At 30.3% G+C, this 18,793-nt stretch carries 15 protein-coding genes and 1 tRNA gene; 8 read left to right on the forward strand and 8 right to left on the reverse strand.

What is annotated here, in order from left to right:
• Window positions 1-6: 6 nt before the first annotated feature.
• From pepE to pepT, 3 genes are read left to right on the forward strand one after another with little or no spacing between them, the layout of a single operon-like run.
• Window positions 7-705, forward strand: a complete 699-nt coding sequence (pepE, locus tag CBLAS_RS09090) for a dipeptidase PepE (protein WP_106869583.1) — start codon at window positions 7-9, stop codon at window positions 703-705.
• Between the two features lie 9 nt (window positions 706-714).
• Complete coding sequence (dcuC, locus tag CBLAS_RS09095; protein WP_106869581.1) at window positions 715-2,022, forward strand: C4-dicarboxylate transporter DcuC; 1,308 nt, start codon at window positions 715-717, stop codon at window positions 2,020-2,022.
• Window positions 2,023-2,034: 12 nt separating this feature from the next.
• Window positions 2,035-3,264, forward strand: coding sequence for a peptidase T (gene pepT / locus CBLAS_RS09100; protein ID WP_106869579.1), 1,230 nt, complete (start codon window positions 2,035-2,037; stop codon window positions 3,262-3,264).
• Between the two features lie 285 nt (window positions 3,265-3,549).
• Here the strand turns inward: pepT and CBLAS_RS09105 are convergent, their stop codons facing one another.
• The 4 genes from CBLAS_RS09105 to CBLAS_RS09120 are packed head-to-tail and all read right to left on the reverse strand — an operon-like array spanning window position 3,550 to window position 7,236.
• Entirely contained in the window at window positions 3,550-4,236 is a 687-nt protein-coding gene (locus tag CBLAS_RS09105) for a response regulator transcription factor (RefSeq protein ID WP_106869577.1), read from the reverse strand.
• Window positions 4,229-5,881: a sensor histidine kinase gene (locus CBLAS_RS09110; RefSeq protein WP_106869575.1), complete on the reverse strand. Its 1,653-nt coding sequence runs from the start codon at window positions 5,879-5,881 to the stop codon at window positions 4,229-4,231. Before CBLAS_RS09110 ends, CBLAS_RS09105 begins: the two co-directional genes overlap by 8 nt.
• Before the next feature lie 59 nt (window positions 5,882-5,940).
• A complete protein-coding gene (gene dsbI, locus CBLAS_RS09115; RefSeq protein WP_106869573.1) occupies window positions 5,941-6,567 on the reverse strand; it encodes a protein-disulfide oxidoreductase DsbI in 627 nt (208 codons plus the stop codon).
• A gap of 9 nt (window positions 6,568-6,576) precedes the next feature.
• Window positions 6,577-7,236 (reverse strand): thiol:disulfide interchange protein DsbA/DsbL, encoded by a 660-nt coding sequence (locus tag CBLAS_RS09120; protein ID WP_106869571.1) that lies wholly within the window; start codon window positions 7,234-7,236, stop codon window positions 6,577-6,579.
• Between the two features lie 214 nt (window positions 7,237-7,450).
• Here CBLAS_RS09120 and CBLAS_RS09125 point away from each other — a divergent pair, with 214 nt between their 5' ends.
• The gene (locus tag CBLAS_RS09125; protein WP_106869569.1) at window positions 7,451-9,316 is read left to right on the forward strand and encodes an aryl-sulfate sulfotransferase; all 1,866 of its coding nucleotides are present in this window, start codon (window positions 7,451-7,453) and stop codon (window positions 9,314-9,316) included.
• Window positions 9,317-9,654: 338 nt separating this feature from the next.
• Here the strand turns inward: CBLAS_RS09125 and CBLAS_RS09130 are convergent, their stop codons facing one another.
• Window positions 9,655-11,064, reverse strand: coding sequence for an SLC13 family permease (locus CBLAS_RS09130; protein WP_106869567.1), 1,410 nt, complete (start codon window positions 11,062-11,064; stop codon window positions 9,655-9,657).
• Window positions 11,065-11,210: 146 nt separating this feature from the next.
• Between CBLAS_RS09130 and CBLAS_RS09135 the strand changes: the two genes are divergently transcribed.
• Together CBLAS_RS09135 and CBLAS_RS09140 are read left to right on the forward strand one after the other, a co-directional pair.
• The gene (locus CBLAS_RS09135; RefSeq protein WP_106869565.1) at window positions 11,211-11,822 is read left to right on the forward strand and encodes an NAD(P)H-dependent oxidoreductase; all 612 of its coding nucleotides are present in this window, start codon (window positions 11,211-11,213) and stop codon (window positions 11,820-11,822) included.
• Window positions 11,822-13,675: a monovalent cation:proton antiporter-2 (CPA2) family protein gene (locus CBLAS_RS09140; protein ID WP_106869563.1), complete on the forward strand. Its 1,854-nt coding sequence runs from the start codon at window positions 11,822-11,824 to the stop codon at window positions 13,673-13,675. The genes CBLAS_RS09135 and CBLAS_RS09140 overlap by 1 nt, the downstream gene beginning before the upstream one ends.
• Here CBLAS_RS09140 and CBLAS_RS09145 read toward each other — a convergent pair whose 3' ends face one another.
• Window positions 13,676-14,215, reverse strand: a complete 540-nt coding sequence (locus CBLAS_RS09145) for a GIY-YIG nuclease family protein (RefSeq protein ID WP_106869561.1) — start codon at window positions 14,213-14,215, stop codon at window positions 13,676-13,678.
• A gap of 885 nt (window positions 14,216-15,100) precedes the next feature.
• Between CBLAS_RS09145 and CBLAS_RS09155 the strand changes: the two genes are divergently transcribed.
• Window positions 15,101-16,936, forward strand: coding sequence for an LTA synthase family protein (locus tag CBLAS_RS09155; protein ID WP_106869555.1), 1,836 nt, complete (start codon window positions 15,101-15,103; stop codon window positions 16,934-16,936).
• Between the two features lie 18 nt (window positions 16,937-16,954).
• Here the strand turns inward: CBLAS_RS09155 and CBLAS_RS09160 are convergent, their stop codons facing one another.
• Window positions 16,955-17,485 carry a YbaK/EbsC family protein gene (locus CBLAS_RS09160; protein WP_106869553.1) on the reverse strand — a complete coding sequence of 177 codons (531 nt, stop codon included), beginning with the start codon at window positions 17,483-17,485 and terminating at the stop codon, window positions 16,955-16,957.
• Between the two features lie 262 nt (window positions 17,486-17,747).
• Here CBLAS_RS09160 and CBLAS_RS09165 point away from each other — a divergent pair, with 262 nt between their 5' ends.
• Window positions 17,748-18,668, forward strand: coding sequence for an AEC family transporter (locus tag CBLAS_RS09165; protein WP_106869551.1), 921 nt, complete (start codon window positions 17,748-17,750; stop codon window positions 18,666-18,668).
• Between the two features lie 35 nt (window positions 18,669-18,703).
• On the opposite strand, the gene CBLAS_RS09170 is transcribed toward CBLAS_RS09165, so the two are convergent.
• Window positions 18,704-18,780 (reverse strand) — tRNA-Met (locus CBLAS_RS09170).
• Between the last annotated feature and the right edge of the window lie 13 nt (window positions 18,781-18,793).

Here is an 18,793-nt window from a genome sequence, read left to right on the forward strand (position 1 = left end):
GAGAATATGAAAAAAGCATTGCTTTTAAGTGCCTCAAGCTATAAAGATACAGGCTATCTCAATCACAGCAAAGACTGGATTAAAGAATTTTTGGGCGATTTGGTGAATGAAGAAATTTTATTTATACCATATGCAGGAGTTAGTAGGACAAATGAAGAGTATGAGATTAGAGTAAAAGATTGTCTAGGCATGGATAATATTAAGTCTATTCATAGATATGAAGACAAAAAAGCAGCTATTAAAAATGCAAAAATTATTAGCGTTGGTGGTGGAAATACATTCGTTTTAATGCACTATCTTTATAAATATGATTTGGTTGATACTATTAAAGAGGCAGTTGAAAATGGCACATTATACTTTGGTTGGTCAGCAGGAGCAAATATAGCAGGTGCTACTATGATGACAACAAATGATATGCCAATTATTATGCCAAAATCATTTGATAGTTTAAACATATTCCATTATCAGATAAACCCACACTTCATAAGTGGTAAAATTCCAGGGCATAATGGAGAAAGTAGAGAACAAAGGATTGAGGAGTTTTTAACTATCAATCAAAAAAGTATAGTTTATGCCATGCCTGAAGGAACAGCATTTGTTATAAATGGAGATGAGGCTGAGATCATAGGGCATGATGATATGTTAAAATTTGAGTATAAAAAACCTATTGCTACTATTAAAAATGGTAGTAAAATTAAAATATAAAGGAAATTTATGGAAACGCTAAATTTAATTTTTGCGGTTTTAGGCGTAATAGCAGTTGTTTTGCTATTAATCATGAAATATGACACAAAGACGGTGTTAATAGGAGTTGGTCTAATTCTTTGTGTGATCTCACTTAAGCCAATGAATGGTTTTGAGGCTTTTACTGCAAGTATGACAAAGGCAGGTCTTATAAAAGCAATTTGTGCTAGTATGGGGTTTGCTTTTGTTATGAAATTTACAAAATGCGACCAGCATTTAGTTAGACTCTTAACAAGTCCATTGAAAAATGTTGGTATTTTTCTAATACCGATTACCATAGCAGTTACATATATGATTAACATAGCTATCCCTTCGGCTTCAGGTTGCGCGGCTGCTGTTGGTGCTACTTTAATACCGCTTTTAATGGCTGCAGGAATTAGACCTGAAATGGCTGCAGCTTCAGTACTTGCTGGAACTTTTGGTGGTGTTTTAAGCCCAGGTTCAGCACACAATATTTTTGTAACCGATCTAGTTAGAAAAACAGATCCAACTTTTACTGTTCAAGATGTTATCAAGGTTCAATTTTCAAGTGCTATGTTAGCTTTGGTTATAGTTTTGATAGTTGTTACAGCAGCAGCTATAATATTCAAAGACTATCAAAAAGGTAAAAATTTCTCACTTCCACAAGAAGAAGGTGCAAAAGATCTTGGCGTTCAAAATGTAAATTTCTTATACGCTTTAATGCCATTAGTACCATTAGTTATTTTGATAGTAGGTGCCACTAATTTATCAGAACTTAGCTTTCTTACTTGGACAAAAATGGGAGTTGCTGAAGCAATGATACTTGGTGCTTTAGTTGCAATGGCAGTAACCATGACAAATCCGCAAAATATAACAAAAGAGTTTTTCAATGGTATGGGTAACTCATATGCTAATATTATAGGTATCATAATAGCAGCAGGTGTATTTGTTGCAGGACTTAAAGCTTGTGGTGCTATAGATGCAATTGTGGATTTCTTAAAAGCAGAACAGCACTATGTAAAATTTGGTGGAACATTTATACCATTTTTAATGGGAACTGTTACAGGTTCAGGCGACGCTGCAGCATTTGCATTTAATGAAGCTATTACAACAAAAGCAGCTGAACTTGGATTTGATCAGGCAAAACTAGGAATGGCAGCAGCTATTACAGGGGCATTAGGAAGGACAGCTTCTCCAATAGCAGGAGCTTGCATAGTTTGTGCTGGGATTGCAGGAGCTAATCCGCTTCAAATAGCTAAAAGAACATTCTTTGGTATGCTTTTATCTGTTGCTGCAATTGCATTTTTCATTCTTTAAAAAGGAGATAAAATGGATATAGTTGATAGGTTTATAGGTTATACTAAAATTAACACAACCACAAATAGAGAAAATGGGGCAAATGGCATTATGCCATCTTCCCCAAATCAAATGGAATTAGCAAAGTTAATTAAAAAAGAACTTGAGGATTTAGGCATAAAAGATATAAGCCTAAGTGAAAAAGCTATCTTAATAGCTAAACTACCATCAAATTTAGATAAAAAAGTACCATCTGTTGCGTTTTTTGCACACCTTGATACAAGCGCAGAGCAAACAAATGATACAAAAGCTCAGATAGTAAAATATGAAGGTGGTGATATATGCCTAAATGAAGAACTTGAAATTTACTTAAAAAAGAGTGAATTTAAAGAGCTTGAAAACTATATAGGTGATGATATCATAGTAACTGATGGAACTAGTTTACTTGGTGCTGATGATAAAGCTGCTATTGCAAGTATTGTAAATATGCTTAAATATTTTACTGAAAATACAGATGTGAAACATGGTGAAATAGTAGCTTGCTTTGTTCCTGATGAAGAGCAAGGGCTAAGAGGTGCTAAGGCTTTAGATGCTAGTAAAGTTGGAACTGATTTTGGATATTGTTTGGATTGTTGCGGAATTGGTGAGTTTATATATGAAAACTGGAATGCTGGGGATTGTGTAGTTACTTTTACAGGGGCTTCGGCTCATCCTATGAATGCAAAAGGAAAACTTATAAACTCACTTTTAATGGCTCACAAATTCATCTCTCTTCTTCCAAATGGTGAAGCACCTGAATATACAGAAAATAAAGAGGGTTACTTTTGGGTAAAAGAGTTAAGTGGAAATAGTGCAAAAACTGTTTTAAAGATTGATGTTAGAGAATTTGATGATCAAAAATATAAAAAGAGAATGCAGTTCTTGCAAGATTTAGCTGATGGGCTTAATAAAGTTTGGAATGGTAAAGTTGATATAAAATTAAACGATAGATATGAAAATGTCTATAACTACCTAAAAAATGACAATGCACCTGCTATAGTTTATGCAAAAACAGCATTTAAAAATTTAGGCATAAAACCTATAATCAAACCTATGCGTGGTGGATATGATGGTGCTGTAATCTCAGCAAAAGGCATTCCTTGTCCAAATATATTTACAGGAGCTCATAACTTTCATTCAATCTATGAATACCTACCTGTAAAATCATTAAGAGCGGCAAGTGAAGTTACTAAAGAGATAGTAAAGCTAGTTGCCAAAGATTAAGGTGTTGGGATTTTCCCAACACTTAGATTATAATTACATTTATTTCAAATATTCACTTAAATTTTTAAGTCTTTCTTGGTTAATTTAATTTTCTACTAACAATCTTAATTTCTACAGTTAACTAAATTTTTGGCTTTATGTTACTTTAAAACGCTTTTGGTGTTAATATAAGTTCTTATATTAAAACATTAAAGTGATAAACAAAAATTAAATTGTTAAATAGCAATACTTTTAGCACTATAAAATTTCTATTTTAGCAAATAATTAAACCATAAACTTCTAAATTTACTCCATTTTTTTAGCAGCTAAAATATATCCTAGTTCAGGAATATTTTTAATCTGAATACCAAGTTCTCTCCTTAATCTAAGTATTACATTTTGTATGGCACCTTTACTAGCATACTCGTTTTCATAAACAAATTCTTCAATCATATCATAACTAACTAATTGATTTAAGTTATAAGCAAAGAGCCAAAAAATTTTATTTTGAAGGTATGTTAAATAAATTTCTTCTCCATCTTTGTAGATTTTTTCTTTTTTGATGTTGATGCTTATAGAATCTGAAATTTTTGTTAGTTTTTCATCTTTTTCATAAGTTAGAGTAATGAGCATGGATCTAAGCTCTTTTATATCAATGGGTTTTTTTAAAAACAAAATAGCCCCTTGCTCTATGCTTTTCATCAAATTTAAATCACTATCATACGATGTTAATACTATAAATTTCTGATGTGGTTTTATATTAGAAATTTCCTTCATCATCTCAAAGCCATTCATATTAGGCATGTGAATATCTGTTATGATAATATCAATTTTATATTTATTAAATTTTTCTAATCCATCAAGTCCGTTTTTTGCCCCATAGATGCTATTGCAATATGGCTTTAACCCTTCTACTAAAAGATCTCTTGAAATTTCATCATCTTCTACTATTAAAATTGAAAGTTTTTTTAATGAATTTATAGATTCACTCATCTTTTTTATCCTTTAATTTTCTATCAAAACTTAGTTCAAATATGGTTGGATTGACGCTATTTAAAAGTCTAATATCACCACTTATCTTTGAATTTGCTAATCTTTTTCCAAAATAAAGCCCTATACCATTTCCAAATTCCTTAGTGGTTTTTGGCTGAGAAAAAATTTTTCTGCTCATGGCATCGCTAATACCAACTCCAAACTCACTAATCTGAATATAGCACTTTTCATCATCAAATCTTACAAATATAGTTATCTTTCTTTTTTGAATATCATCTTTAAATTTTTCTACTAATGCGTCTTTTGAATTATGTATTAAAATTAGTAAAATTTGCTGAACTATATTTTCTATCTGATAAACATTTTTATCTTCAAAATCACTCAAAACAACCTGAACATTTACTCCACTTAACTCTGTATGCATCAATGTTATTAAGTTTAGTATACATTCTCTTATGCTAAAATCTTGAATATTTTCGCTAGTTTTATAAAAATTTCTAAAAATTTCAATAGTACTACTTAATAAAGAGATTGATTTTTCCCCTTTCTCTAGCATATTCTCTAACATATCTTCACTTAGTCTGTTTTCCTTTTTTAACATTAAAAGAGTAGATATCATTAAATTTAAAGAGTTTACAGGTTGGATAAATTGGTGATTTATTCCACTTATAAGCTCTCCTGCTTCTGCCATTTTTGTTCTATGAGTAAGAAGAATCTCATACTCGTCTTTTCTTTTTTTCACTCTTTTATACATTAAATTATGCATTAAATTTGCCATAAAGGCTAATAATATAAATAAAAAAAGTAATATAAACCCATCTTTGGCAACATTTTTAAAAAATTTATCCAATTCTTTTGTATCATCAGTTCCTGCCCCTATAAACCAGCTAAGTGATGGTATTTCAGCTATGGAAATATAGTTTGAACCTATTGTCATGCTAGTTATATCTTCATCAATTAAAAATATCTCTTTGAATTTCTTTTGAATTTTATTTTTTAACTTCTCATCTTTCATTTGAGTTAAAACTTCGCCACTATGAGTCACTATAAACGAATAAGAGTTTGGAAGCAGTTTGAAGTCACTTACTTTATCAAAAATACTTTTAACCTTAACAACACCACAAAAAACTGCAACAAACTCTTTATTTCTATAGCTTGGAACACATAAATTTAATGTTTCCTCTTTTAAAATTTTATGATTTGGCATAAAATTTACAGTTGGCTTTTTAGTAGCTTTTGTATCTAAATACCATATTAAATTAAAATTTGCTTCTGGAGACTTATCATGATATGGGTTCCCATTTATATATACCTTGCCATCTTCTGTTAAAAGCTGGACTAAATCAAAATTAGTTGAAGCATCCAAAAAAGTGCGCATAAACTTTTTTATTTTCCCATCATCTTCTAATATGTCTTCATTTTCTATCAATTTTGACGCTGAAATTAAAGATAATATCTTCTCATCAATCCAAAATTGAAACATCTCAACTATATTTTGGCTAGTCGTGATTTTATCTTTATCTAAGATATTTACTATTTGATTTTTTGCATTTGAATATATATTTATGCCAAAAGCGATAATGAATATACTAAATAAGACTATTGCTATATAAAATTTGAAGTTATATTCGCTAATAATCTTCATAACAAACCTTTTTTGTTTTAGATTATAGTGTAAAAGGTCTGTAAATCAGACCTTTTTATTTAAGATTTTTTAACTAATGTGATAACTTTACAAACAAACATTGCTAGTAATACTAAGAAACATACTCCAAAACCTATAAGAGTACCATCAGCCATTGACATAAATTGTTTTGAAGGTATTAGATACCAACCATCTTGATACATATTTATAAAAAAGCTTTGTATGCTACTTAGTTCAACTCCGTCAGGAACCATAGGATTATCATAACCACAATCGCCAGTTGGTAAAAACCAATCAGGTGCCCATTTATCCAGCGGTAATCCAAAAGGATAAGTAGGCTCCGTTGAGCATCCTTGAACTCCAAAAGGGTCATCGCTATGAACTGCAGCATGTATTTTAGCAAGCTTTACACTATATAAAATACCTTGTATAGCCCCCCAAAATGCTAATACATAACCTATAAATGCTAATACTAAATTCTTAGGATTTATAACAGCTATCAAACCACCAAGTGTCATGCATAAAAATGCAAATCTTATGTAAACACATTGTTCGCAAGGTGGCATATAAAGATAGTGTTGGAAAAATGAGTGAGCAAGAAGGACAAGTCCTGCGCTTACTATAATCATTAAAATCCATGGGAATCTACTATCTTGAAAAGATGATATTTTATTTACGATACCCATTTTTAAAACCTATTTTTTAAGTAGTTCTTCTATAAGATCTTTAAAACCATTAACTGATTTTATAGAAGCTGTATATACTAGATATTTACCATTAACAACAAAAGCTGGAACACCTTGAATTTTAGCTACGTCATAAGATTCATCCCATTTTTTAAGTAGTTCAGTAACTTTTGGATTTTCAAGTTCTTTTTGATATTCATCCATACTCATACCAACAGCATCAAGTCCAGTTTTTAAAAATGCTACTTCATCCTTACCATCAGACCATCTCTCTTTTTTGTCATGATATGCTTTATAGTAAGCAAATTTTGCTTTTTTGAACATTGATTTTTCATCTAATAAATCAACACCATTTTCCATATCTTTTATAACAAGAACTGCAAGCAATTTACTTGCTGGCTCACCATAATCGCCTTTTGTTTTTAAGTGAAATGGAACATATTTTAATCCATCAATTTCAGCAACTACTTTTGGTGTAACTGCTTTATCATATTTGTAGCAAAATGGGCAAGCATAGCTAAATACCTTAGTTAGTGTATTGTTTTCTACAGAAAGTGGTTTTTCTAACACCATGTAGTCTTTTCCCTCTGTAAAAGCATTTGCATTTAAAGCACCAAAAAGTAAGATAGCAGATAGCATCTTAGTCGTTTTAATCATTAAAGATTTCATTTAAACTCCTTTTTAAAATTTATATTTTAATTCTATGAAAGATAAACTCCTTATCAATCACACGAAAATAAAAATAAAATTAATATTTATAATTATTAAATAAATTAATATTATTTTTATTTTTGTGATAGTTTTATAGCAGTAATTCTTAATACTATTCTAACAAATCATAAATATATAAAATTTTGATTTTAAAATACTTAAGGAGATTTCTATGAAGAAAAAAACACTTCTCTCAGCTGTTCTTTCAGCTTCTTTATTAGTTGGGATAGGAGCAACTTCAGCTCTTGCAATGGGTGGTCCAAGTGGTCCAAAAGTTGATTATCAAACACAAGGTAAAATAGGTGCAGTAAAATTAAATCCTTACGGATTTTCTCCTTTAACAGCCATTATTATGAATGGTGGTTATGTTTTAAAAGACATTAAGGTTACAATAGTTCCAAAAGAAGGTGGTCAAACTATAAGCTATGCAGTAGATGATCAAATGGCTAAAACTTATGCTGGTATACCTGTATTTGGGTTGTATCCAGCTTATAAAAATACAGTAGAGGTAAGTTATACTAAAAGTGCAGTAGGCTTTAAGGATGAAACTGTAACAGAAAAATATACAATTACAACAAGTGGTGTTGGCCTTACTCCATCTGGGCTATTATTCCAAGAAGGCGTTCCTTTTGGCAAGGTTACAGTTAAAAAGGTAGATAAGGAATTTGCAGATAGGCTATATCTTGTAAATAACCTTCCAGGTAAAATGCCAGGAAGAAGCTCACAAGCTACATGGAATAACCCGTCAGGTGGTGCTTTAGAATGGAATGATGATTCTTTTGCTTTTATAGTTGATACTCAAGGTGAAGTTAGATGGTATTTTGACAAAGATAAACTTTTAGATCCAGGCAATATTTATAAAACAGGTATTCAAATGGGCTTTAGACAAAACAAAGATGGTGCTTTAACTTGGGGTTATGGTCAAAGATATGTTAAATATGACTTAATGGGCAGAGAGATATTTAACCGCCAATTACCACTTGCATACAATGACTTCTCACACTCATTAGATAATATGCAAAATGGACACTATCTATTGAGAGCAGCTTCATCTAATACAAAAAGACCAGATGGTAAAAATGTAAGAACTGTTCGTGATGTTATAGTTGAAGTTGATGAAAATGGATATGTTGTAGATGATTGGAGACTATTTGAAATTTTAGATCCATATAGAAAAGATATCATAATGACACTTGACCAAGGTGCAGTTTGTCTAAACATTGACGCAAGTGCAGCAGGACATACTCTAAGCGAAGCCGAGCTAGCAGAAATGGATAAGAATGATCAATTTGGAGATATAGCTAGCACTGGACCTGGTAGAAACTGGGCTCACGTAAATAGTGTTGACTATGATCCAAATGATGACTCTATTGTTATATCAAGCCGTCACCAAAGTGCTATGATAAAAATTGGTAGAGATAAACAAGTTAAATGGATAGCAGGAGCTCACAAAGGTTGGGGAGAAAAATTCAAAGATAAGCTACTTCAACCAGTTGATAGCAAAGGTAATAAAATAGTTTGTGATGATGAGTATTCAAAATGTCCTGGATACTTAAATGATGAAGGTGGATTTGACTGGACATGGACACAACATACAGCATTCATAATTGATTCTAAAACAAATAAAGATATTCTTTACTTAGCAGCATTTGACAACGGCGATGCAAGAGGTGTAGAACAACCAGCATTAGCTGATATGAAATACTCACGTGCAGTTATTTATAAAATTGATCAAAACAAAATGACAATAGAACAAGTTTGGGAATATGGAAAACAAAGAGGTTCAGATTGGTTTAGTGCTGTTACAAGCCTAACAGAATACCATGATGACAAAGATTCAGTTGTTGTATACTCAGCCACAGCTGGAATGCAATTTGACATTGCAAAAGGTGTTCCTGTTGGAGATCCAGCTCCTGAACTTTTAGAGTTTAAATGGGGTGCAAAAGAACCATCCCTTCAAATAAGATTTGAAGGAACAGGTATAGGCTATCAAGCAATGCCAATTAGCCTTGAAAAAGCTTTTAACCATAAAAAATAAACCATAATTAACCCCCCTCTTTAATCGGGGGGGGGTTATATCTTATTTTAATTTCTATTTATTTACAAAACTTTCTTTTATTTTTTACTAAAGCTCAATTATATATACATAAAATGACTTTTATAAAAATAAGAAATTATTAAATATATAAAGTATTTAAATAACTTAGGTGCCATAGAAGCAAAAATAGCCAATTAAGTCTTTTATTTTAATAGCAACTTAGGCATTAAATTTCATTAAAAACATAGAACAACAGTTAAATATCACGGTTAAGCTTAAAGAATTTTAATGTGTAAAATATCTTTATTTGCAATATTGAAATAGTTTAATTTTTAATATTAAATAAGAGTATTTAAGAAATAAACCCACAAAATAACTATAATAGGTGCAAATAAAGCAACTATAACTCCAAGCTTTATAAAGTCTTTAGTTTTTACTATTCCTGTAGAAAATATTATGGCATTTGGTGGGGTTGATATTGGTAAAACCATAGCTAAAGATGCACTAAGTGCAACTGCTATTATTATAAAGTCAAATTGTTCAAAAGTAATACTAAACGCTAATACTAATGGTAAAATAATATTTGCAGCAGCTGTATTGCTCATGAAATTTGAAATTAAGATGATTATATATGAAAAAATTAGCATAAAAATTATGACGCTTAAATCCTTAAAGTTAAAAAGATTAGCAAACCATAAAGCAAGACCACTTTTTGATACTGCTATACCTAGTGAAAGTCCTCCAACTATGAGTATAATAACATCCCATCTAACAAGTCTTATATCATCCATATCTATAATTCCAAAAATTGTAAATACAATAACAGGAACAAAGGCCACAACTGATGTTGGGATATTATGTATACTTCCAGTAAGCCAAAGCAAAACAGTAATGAAAAAAGTTACAACCGTCATAATTTTTTTCCAAGTTGGTATAATTTTGCTATGTTTTATCTTTGCTATAGAGTCGTCAAATTGTGCGATATCTGCTATGCAGGAAATATCTATATGTTTTTGTGAAGTAGGATAAAATTTGATTAGATAAAATCTGAGTAAAAATGTGATTATTAAAGCTGGAATAGCTCCATAAAGCATCCACTCTAGGAAATTTGGTGCGGTTTCACCTAAAAGGCCAACTGCTATTGCATTTGGTGGTGTTCCAATGATAGTTCCCATTCCACCTATATTAGCACCAACTGCGATAGAAAGCAAAAGACCTTTTGCAAACTTATCATCTTTTTTAAGTGAGTGAATAATAGGCATAACAGCTGTAAACATCATAGCAGTAGTTGCTGTATTTGACATAAACATAGAAAAAATAAAAGTAATAAAAAGAATTGCTGTTAAAATATGTTTAGGATCATCTCCAACTAAGTATAATATTTTCTTAGTAAACCATAAGTCAAGCCTTGTTTTCGAAGCTGCAACACCCATAATAAAACCGGAAAAAAATAAAAACACTAATGGGCTACCCCAAGGCTGTAGATATACTGCCCAGTTAGAGTTAGAATCTGCAAAATTAAAACTATTAAACCCCAATAAAATCACATTTAAAAAAATTACTAAAAGCGACACAGCAAAAGCAGGTACAGCTTCGCTCATCCAAAGACCAGTAGCAAATAAAAGTATAAAAAGAGAAAGTGTTGCCTTCTCATTTAAATCAGTATATTCAGGGCAAAATGTGATTATCAAAGCAAAAACTAAACTTATTATAAACTTAAAAGGTGCGAAATTTATTTTTTCAAGCATTTATTAACTCTTTTTTATTATATTTTTAGCCCATTATATCAAAAACTATCTTTTTAACCTCTCTAAATTTCCATTTTATAGGACAAAAAATGTTATAATCTTTTTTTAATTATGGATAGCATATTATTAAGTTTAAAAGGTAGTTTATGAAAAAAATTTTAATAAATTTTGCACACCCAGCAAAAAGACATTCAAGTATAAACAAGACCCTAATAAAAGCGGTAAAAAACTTAGAAAATATTACTATAAATGATCTTTATGCTAATTATCCTGATTTTTTAATAGATGTAAAAAGAGAACAAAAACTTTGTGAAGAACATGATATTATCATATTTCAACATCCACTTTATTGGTATTCAACTCCTGCAATTGTAAAAGAGTGGCAAGATTTAGTTTTAGAACATGGCTGGGCTTATGGCTCAAATGCAGAAGCTTTAAAAGATAAGATTTTTTTAGAGGCCATAAGTGCGGGAAGAGATGAGGAAACATATCACAAAGATGGATTAAATGAATTTACTCTTGAAGAGTTTATATCGCCTAGAAAAATCACAGCTAAAATTTGTAAAATGACCTATTTGCCCCCATTTTGCATTTTTGGATCCCATAGAGGCATAGATAAAAGCAAACTTGAAACCTATACTGCAGAGTATAGAAAAGCACTAACTGCCTTAAGGGATGAAATATTGGATTTAGATCTTGCAAAAACTAAAATATATCTAAATGAAGATTTAGATTCTTTAATTAAAAAGGCTGTATGATGGACTTTTTTTTAATTCAACTATTTATATTTTTAACTGCTGCAGCAATTGCTGTTCCAGTAGCTAAAAAACTAGGTCTTGGCTCTGTTCTTGGTTATCTTTTAGCAGGAATTATAATTGGACCGTTTGGATTTTCACTAATTGGTGATGTTGAAGATATAATGCATTTTACTGAATTTGGTGTTGTTATGATGTTGTTTTTAGTTGGTCTTGAGCTTAAGCCATCAATTTTATGGCAGATGAAAACTCCCATATTTGGAATGGGTGGATCTCAAGTTGTATTAACAACTTTGCTTATCTCGGGTCTTGCACTGTTTTTTATCCCTTGGCAACAAGCTCTTGCAATAGGTTTGATAGTAGCACTATCGTCAACTGCTATAGTTTTGCAAACATTAAAAGAAAAGGGCTTATTGAATACACCGCAGGGAAAGTCAATTTTTTCAGTTCTTTTATTTCAAGATTTAGCAGTTATACCCATGCTTGCTATTTTTCCACTTCTAGCAACTCTAGATATCTTAGGCTCATCAGCACAAGAGAGTGCCTTTTTCGACATACATGCATTGCCTGGATATCTGCAACTTATCATAACACTTATGGCGATTGCATTTGTTTTAATTGTAGGAAAGTATGCAAGTAGACCAATTTTTAGAGCCATTGCAAAAACGGGAGTTAGGGAGATTTTTGTTGGAACTGCTTTGGCTTTGGTGGTTGGGATATCTTTACTTATGACGCTTGTTGGACTATCTCCTGCACTTGGAACTTTTCTAGCTGGGGTTGTTTTGGCAGAAAGCGAATATAGACATGAACTTGAAAGTGATATAGAGCCTTTTAAAGGGCTTCTTTTGGGAGTATTTTTCATAACAATCGGTGCAAATTTGAACTTTACCCTAATAGGAGAAAATATACTCTTAATAGGTGGTCTTGTTTTTGCACTTATATCTTTTAAGTGGATTGCATTAATTCTAACTAGTATAATGTTTAAAATGCCTAAAAAAGAGCGAGCCTTATTTGCAATAGCCCTAGCACAAGGTGGAGAATTTGCATTTGTATTATTTCAATTTTCAAAATCAAATGGAGTATTACCAAATGATCTTATAGAGCCTTTAATCTCTGCTGTTGCAATATCTATGTTTTTAGCACCTCTGCTTTTTATGGCATATGACAAATTTGCAAAAACAGAAGATAGAGAAGATACAAAAGAGCAAGATGAAATAGAACCTGATAGCCACAAGGTTATCATAGCAGGCTTTGGAAGGCTTGGAATAGATCTTGGAAGATTTTTAATATCAGCAGGCATTAGACCTGTTATTATTGACTATAACGCAGGGCATGTTGATACATTAAGAAAATTTGGATTTGAGGTTTATTATGGCGATATCACAAGACCTGATTTGCTTGAGTCAGCAGGAGCTAGCGAGGCAGAGCTTTTAATTATAACTATAAAAGATATAGAAAAATCAAAAAGATTAATAGAACTTGCGAAAAAACACTATCCAAATTTAAAAATAGCTGTTAATGCCTATGATAGAATTAGTAGTTATGAGATTATGGATTTAGGTGTTAATGCAGTTAGACTAGAAACTTTTGGAAGTGCCATTAACTTAGGGGAAGATGCACTAAAACTAATTGGATATGATCCTTACGAGGCGTATAAAATGGGGAGACTTTTTAAGAAAAAAGATGGTGAGATCTTGCCTTTTTTATACGAATCTTCAAAAAAAGATTTCCAAAACTATATTTTTACCTATCAAAAACATAATGAAGATCTGGAAAAACTAATTAAAATAGATATAAATAGCGATGAACTAGAAGAGTTAGATAAAGCATGGACTGCAAAAAACCCTGAAAAATAATCAAAATTTCATTTTGGCTTTGCAGGTTCTTAAAATTTCCCTATGGGATTTTGTTAAAATATTTTTTGTGTGCTGATAATTTAAAGGTAGGTAGTTACTTGTTATAAAATCTCTTTCTAAAAAAGATAACTCGTCCCCACAAACCTCCATCCATGATACAATGCAATTTGTATCTATAAAATCATTAATATAGTTTTTGTTTTTTGACATAGGCTTATCTAGTAATCCACAAAGTGTCGTGCGTAAAGAAGAAAGTCTGCCATTTAAAACGCCCTTATTGTGAAAATTACTATAATCCAAAATATGATACTTCACCAATCTCTCATTCCCGTTTTTAGCCTTTCCGGCATATAGAAGGCCATAGATATCTCCCTCTATGGTTTTTGTTTTAATCCTACTAAAATCTATTTCATCTTTTAATTTTTCTAACAAGATATTAAAACAGCTAACTTTAAACCACCAACAATATAAAATAGAATTTCTAGTTATTTTTATATTATTTTTTCTAATATCTGCAACCCTTAATTGATTATTTTTCATATTACAACAACTCTTTCTTTACAAATTTACAATGCCAATTTGTAAAAGAATTTTGAATTCCACAATATTCTTTAAATTCAAAATTATTCACATTAAGATATTGACTTGCTTCATTATTTAGTTTACTCTCATAAATTATAATTTTTTATTTTTAATGTTTTTTGTTAAATTACAAAAAGGTGTAATATATTTTGAACCTCCAAAAAATACAATATTAGTATTTTTATTAATATGTTCTAGATGGTTATAATCTTTGAAGTCCAAAGAACTTAACATTCTTTGTTTATACTTATTTCTACCGCTTAAGCTAGAAAAAGTTATATCGTACTTTGGCAGCTTAAACGGTGCTCTTACTATGCCCCAAACATCAAAAAATATAAAAATCATCTCTATATTTATTATATAATTTTTGATAAATGATATTTTTATATAAGCTACAAGCTTTTAGCAACTGCTTATCGTCTTGATTATTATTTAGCCATTCTCTCCATGTTATAGATGAAAAATTATTTTTTTCATCTGGACGAACATATAAAATTAGATTTCTATTATCTACCAAATCTGAATTTGCACAAAAAACTATTTCTTTATTGTCATATATTAAATTAAATCATTTTTGCATTACTATAGCTAATAATAATATTATTCATAATGCACAAACTCTTTTTAGACTTATAACTAAACTCTGCTGAAAGTTGTTATTGCCATATATTAATATATAATCTATTGTTTTTTTAGCAAAATAGGCTTTAAGCATATAAAAATATATAAAAACTATCTAAAAATATAAAATATCTCTAGATTTTAAGTAAAGATTAATCTATCTTAGTAAAATTTTTATTATAATATTAACTTTCAGTATAAGATATTTAAATAGGAAAATAAATGAATTTTTTAAAAAACTTCTTTGCCATATTTTTGATATGTTTAGTAGTAACTATATGTGGCAAAATGATATTTGCTTTTTATCTTTTTCCAGATATAACTATTTCACAAAAACTATATGCTATATTTTTTGGTTATAAATTTGACCTTGCAACAAGCGCTACGATAGCCTTTGTAGCCACCTTGTTGGAATTTAATAAAAAAACTATGGTTTTACTAGCTTCTGTTTTAATAATCATTATATTTGGAATTCAAGTTGCAGATACTATGTATTTTTACGACTCAGGTAGACATATCTCATATGAGATAAGGGATGCTACAAATGATGCCTCTGGACTTTTATCCGTTGCTTTTTCTCAACATACTTGGCTTTTTGTATGCTCAATACTTGCAATTACTGTTATATTTATCCTGTCTTTTTTTACATTTAATAAAACGCTAAATGTTGAAAAATTTAATAAATTTTATATTTTTAAAAAAATACTAATTATATTAATATCAATTTTCTTTATTAGAGGTATGTTTCAGCATATTCCACTAAATCCTTGGCAATCAAGCAAAATCACAGATCCAAATTTGTCCTTAATTTCTCTAAATGGAGCATATAATTTAATATATACAAATTTAAAAACAAAAAATGAGTTAAAGCAAACAAAAAAATACATAACAGAAGATGAAAATAATAGCATTAAAAATCTATATGGAGAGATAAAAGACTACAAACCTATGTTAAACAAAGCTCCAAATATAGTTATGTTCTTTCTTGAAAGCTGGAGTGGTGTACATCTAAAAAGTTATGGTGGAGATTTTCAAACAACACCAAATTTTGATAGTTTATTAACAAAATCAATAAGACCAAAAGCCATGATAGCAAATGGACACCGAACAACAGAAGGGGTTTTTGCAACTTTAACATCATCTCAAAATCCACTAGGCAAAAGTATAGCAAAAACAAATTTGCAAAACTATGAATATGAAACACTTATAGATCTTTTAAAGAAGTATGAAAAATATTCTAGTGTTTTTTTCCAAGGAACGAATAAGGATACATCGGGAACTGGAGCATTAGTTCAGTCATTAGGTTTTGAAAAATCATATGGAAAACATAATGTAAGTAAAAAAATATTTAAAGAAAACAGCTGGGGTGTTCAAGATAAAGATTTGTATAACTTTGCTCTTGAAAAATTAGAAAATATGTCACAACCTTTTATTATAGGCTTAAATGGGGCAACTACACACGATATAGTTATACCTAAAGAAGTGGAGTTAATCAACTTTACAAATGATGAAGAGTTAAATTTAAAACTAAATACATTTTACTACTCTGATAAATGGATGTATGAGTTTGTCGAGCAAGTAAAAAAAATATACCCAAATACAATATTTGTATTTTTAGCTGATCATTGTGGTGGTGGCTTGCCAAATAGTAATTTTTTAAACTATATGATACCGTTTGCCATCTATTCAGAAGCACTTGAGCCTAAAAAGATAGATAGCTACATATCTCAAAGAGATATCGCCCCTACTTTAGTCGATATAGTTTTGGGTGATTATAAAAAAATATCTCCATTTTTTACCGGAAAATCCATACTAAGAGAAAATAATTTTTTTGCTGATTATTACCACAACGGAGTTCTTGGAGTAGTAAAAGACAATATAGCTATAGAAATAATAGAAGATAAAATGAGTTGTTATGATGTATCAAATTTTAAAGAAATACCTATAACATGTCCAAAAAACTCAAGTTTTATAGCAAATCAGATAAAATCTTTTACGAATGTAAATCAAGATTTACTCTTCAAGGGCGAGATAAAAGAATTTGCTAAATACAGATAGAGTTTTAAATTTAAAACTCTATCTTGTAGCAAAATTAATCAATTTAGGTTTAGCAATCCTCGCATAATCTTTTGTATTTAAAACTATAGATTTATCAAGCAAACCTGCATTAAAGGCTATTTCATCATATCTTTTTAGCAAATTACTATCAGCTACCAAAAGCAGCTTTTCATTAAAACTAAATGGAGGAATGGAGCCAAAAACGCAATCAGTTAGCTCACTAACCTCAGCAGGACTTGCCAAAGACGCCTTTACCCCCCCAAGCTCCAATGCTAAAGAGGCTAAATTTGCTTGCATATCAGCTGGAAGAACTGCTAAAACTCTTAGTTTTTTCTTTTTAGGAAGATTACTTTTATTTTTGGTATCTAAGCTTGGATCATCTACACCTTTTATAACACAAACAAGTGCTTTGGCGCCTTGCCCTAACATAGTTCCCCTAACTTTAGCAACTTCTTGCGATGTGCCTGCTGACTCATGCTCAATCACTCTAAATTTAGCATTCTCGCTACTTAAGAGGGTATTGAGTTTATTAAAAATTTGCTCTGACATTTAATAACCTTTACAACTCATCTAGTTTTAATAACCACTAGGATATCATTTTAACTAATATTTATTTATATTTTAATTATTTTAGTCTCTTTAAAGTCTTATTTCTGACCTAGATTGATTTAAAATACTTATTCACATAAATATATTTAATAATATAATAAAAATATATCTTTAGATAAATTAAATTAATGGAAATTTATTTTTATTTAATTTAAATTGGCATATAATCACCAATTTAATTTTTAAATTTTAGGTTACTTTTATGTTTACATCATTATTGTCTATATTTATATTAATTGCATCTGGGTATTTTTCAAAAAAAATAAAAATATTTAAACAAAAACACTCAACTATATTTATAAGCTACGCATTAACCTTTGCTCTGCCTGCTTTAATTTTTGATAAAATTTACCACGTTCACATACATACAACACTTTTAAACATCATACTAACAGGCTTTGCATCATCAATAATAGGTGCTTGTTTAGGATTTTTAATATGTAGGTTTTTAAAATTTAGCAAAGCGACCACAATAAGTACTCTACTTTTAGCTCTATTTGGAAATACTCTTTTTATAGGTATGCCTATAATAACAGGTTTTTTTGGTAAAGAAACTCTTGATGAAATAATCTTTTACGATCAGCTTGCGACATCTATACCTATATCGATCTTGGGACCTTTTATCCTCTCTTTTGGGGCCGATGTAAAGGTGTCTTTAATTAAAAATACTATTGAGGTTTTAAAATTTCCACCATTTATAGCACTGGTATTTGGGTTTGCTTTTAGAAATGTAAAAATACCTCATGTTATTTTTGATTCACTTAATCTTTTTAGTGCAAGCGTTGTTCCTGTTGCTTTGTTTGCTATAGGTTTAGGATTAAATTTCAGAAGTGTTAAAAGCTCTTATAAATCCACTATAATAGTCCTTCTTTGCAAAATGATAGTAGCTCCTTTGCTTTTTATAACAATAGCTTTGATATTTAAAGTAAATTTTGGTGATATTAGTTGGAGTGTTGGTATTTTACAATGTGCAATGCCTCCTATGGTTTTAGCCAGCGCTATGATAATGAAAGCAAATTTAGATACACAACTTGCAGTTTCTGCTGTAGCAATGGGGGTTATTTTTAGTTTTGTATCTTTACCTTTTGTAAATTTTATGATTACATTTTTGGGTGGAAATTAATTTATATTTTAATTTATTTTTGGCTTGAGTGCTAGTGGTGTCAAGAGGGAGACTTGAACTCCCGACCTCCGGCTTATGAGACCAGCGCTCTAACCAGCTGAGCTACCTTGACACTAAAAAAGAAA

The organism is Campylobacter blaseri (assembly GCF_013201895.1).
Classification (GTDB): domain Bacteria; phylum Campylobacterota; class Campylobacteria; order Campylobacterales; family Campylobacteraceae; genus Campylobacter_B; species Campylobacter_B blaseri.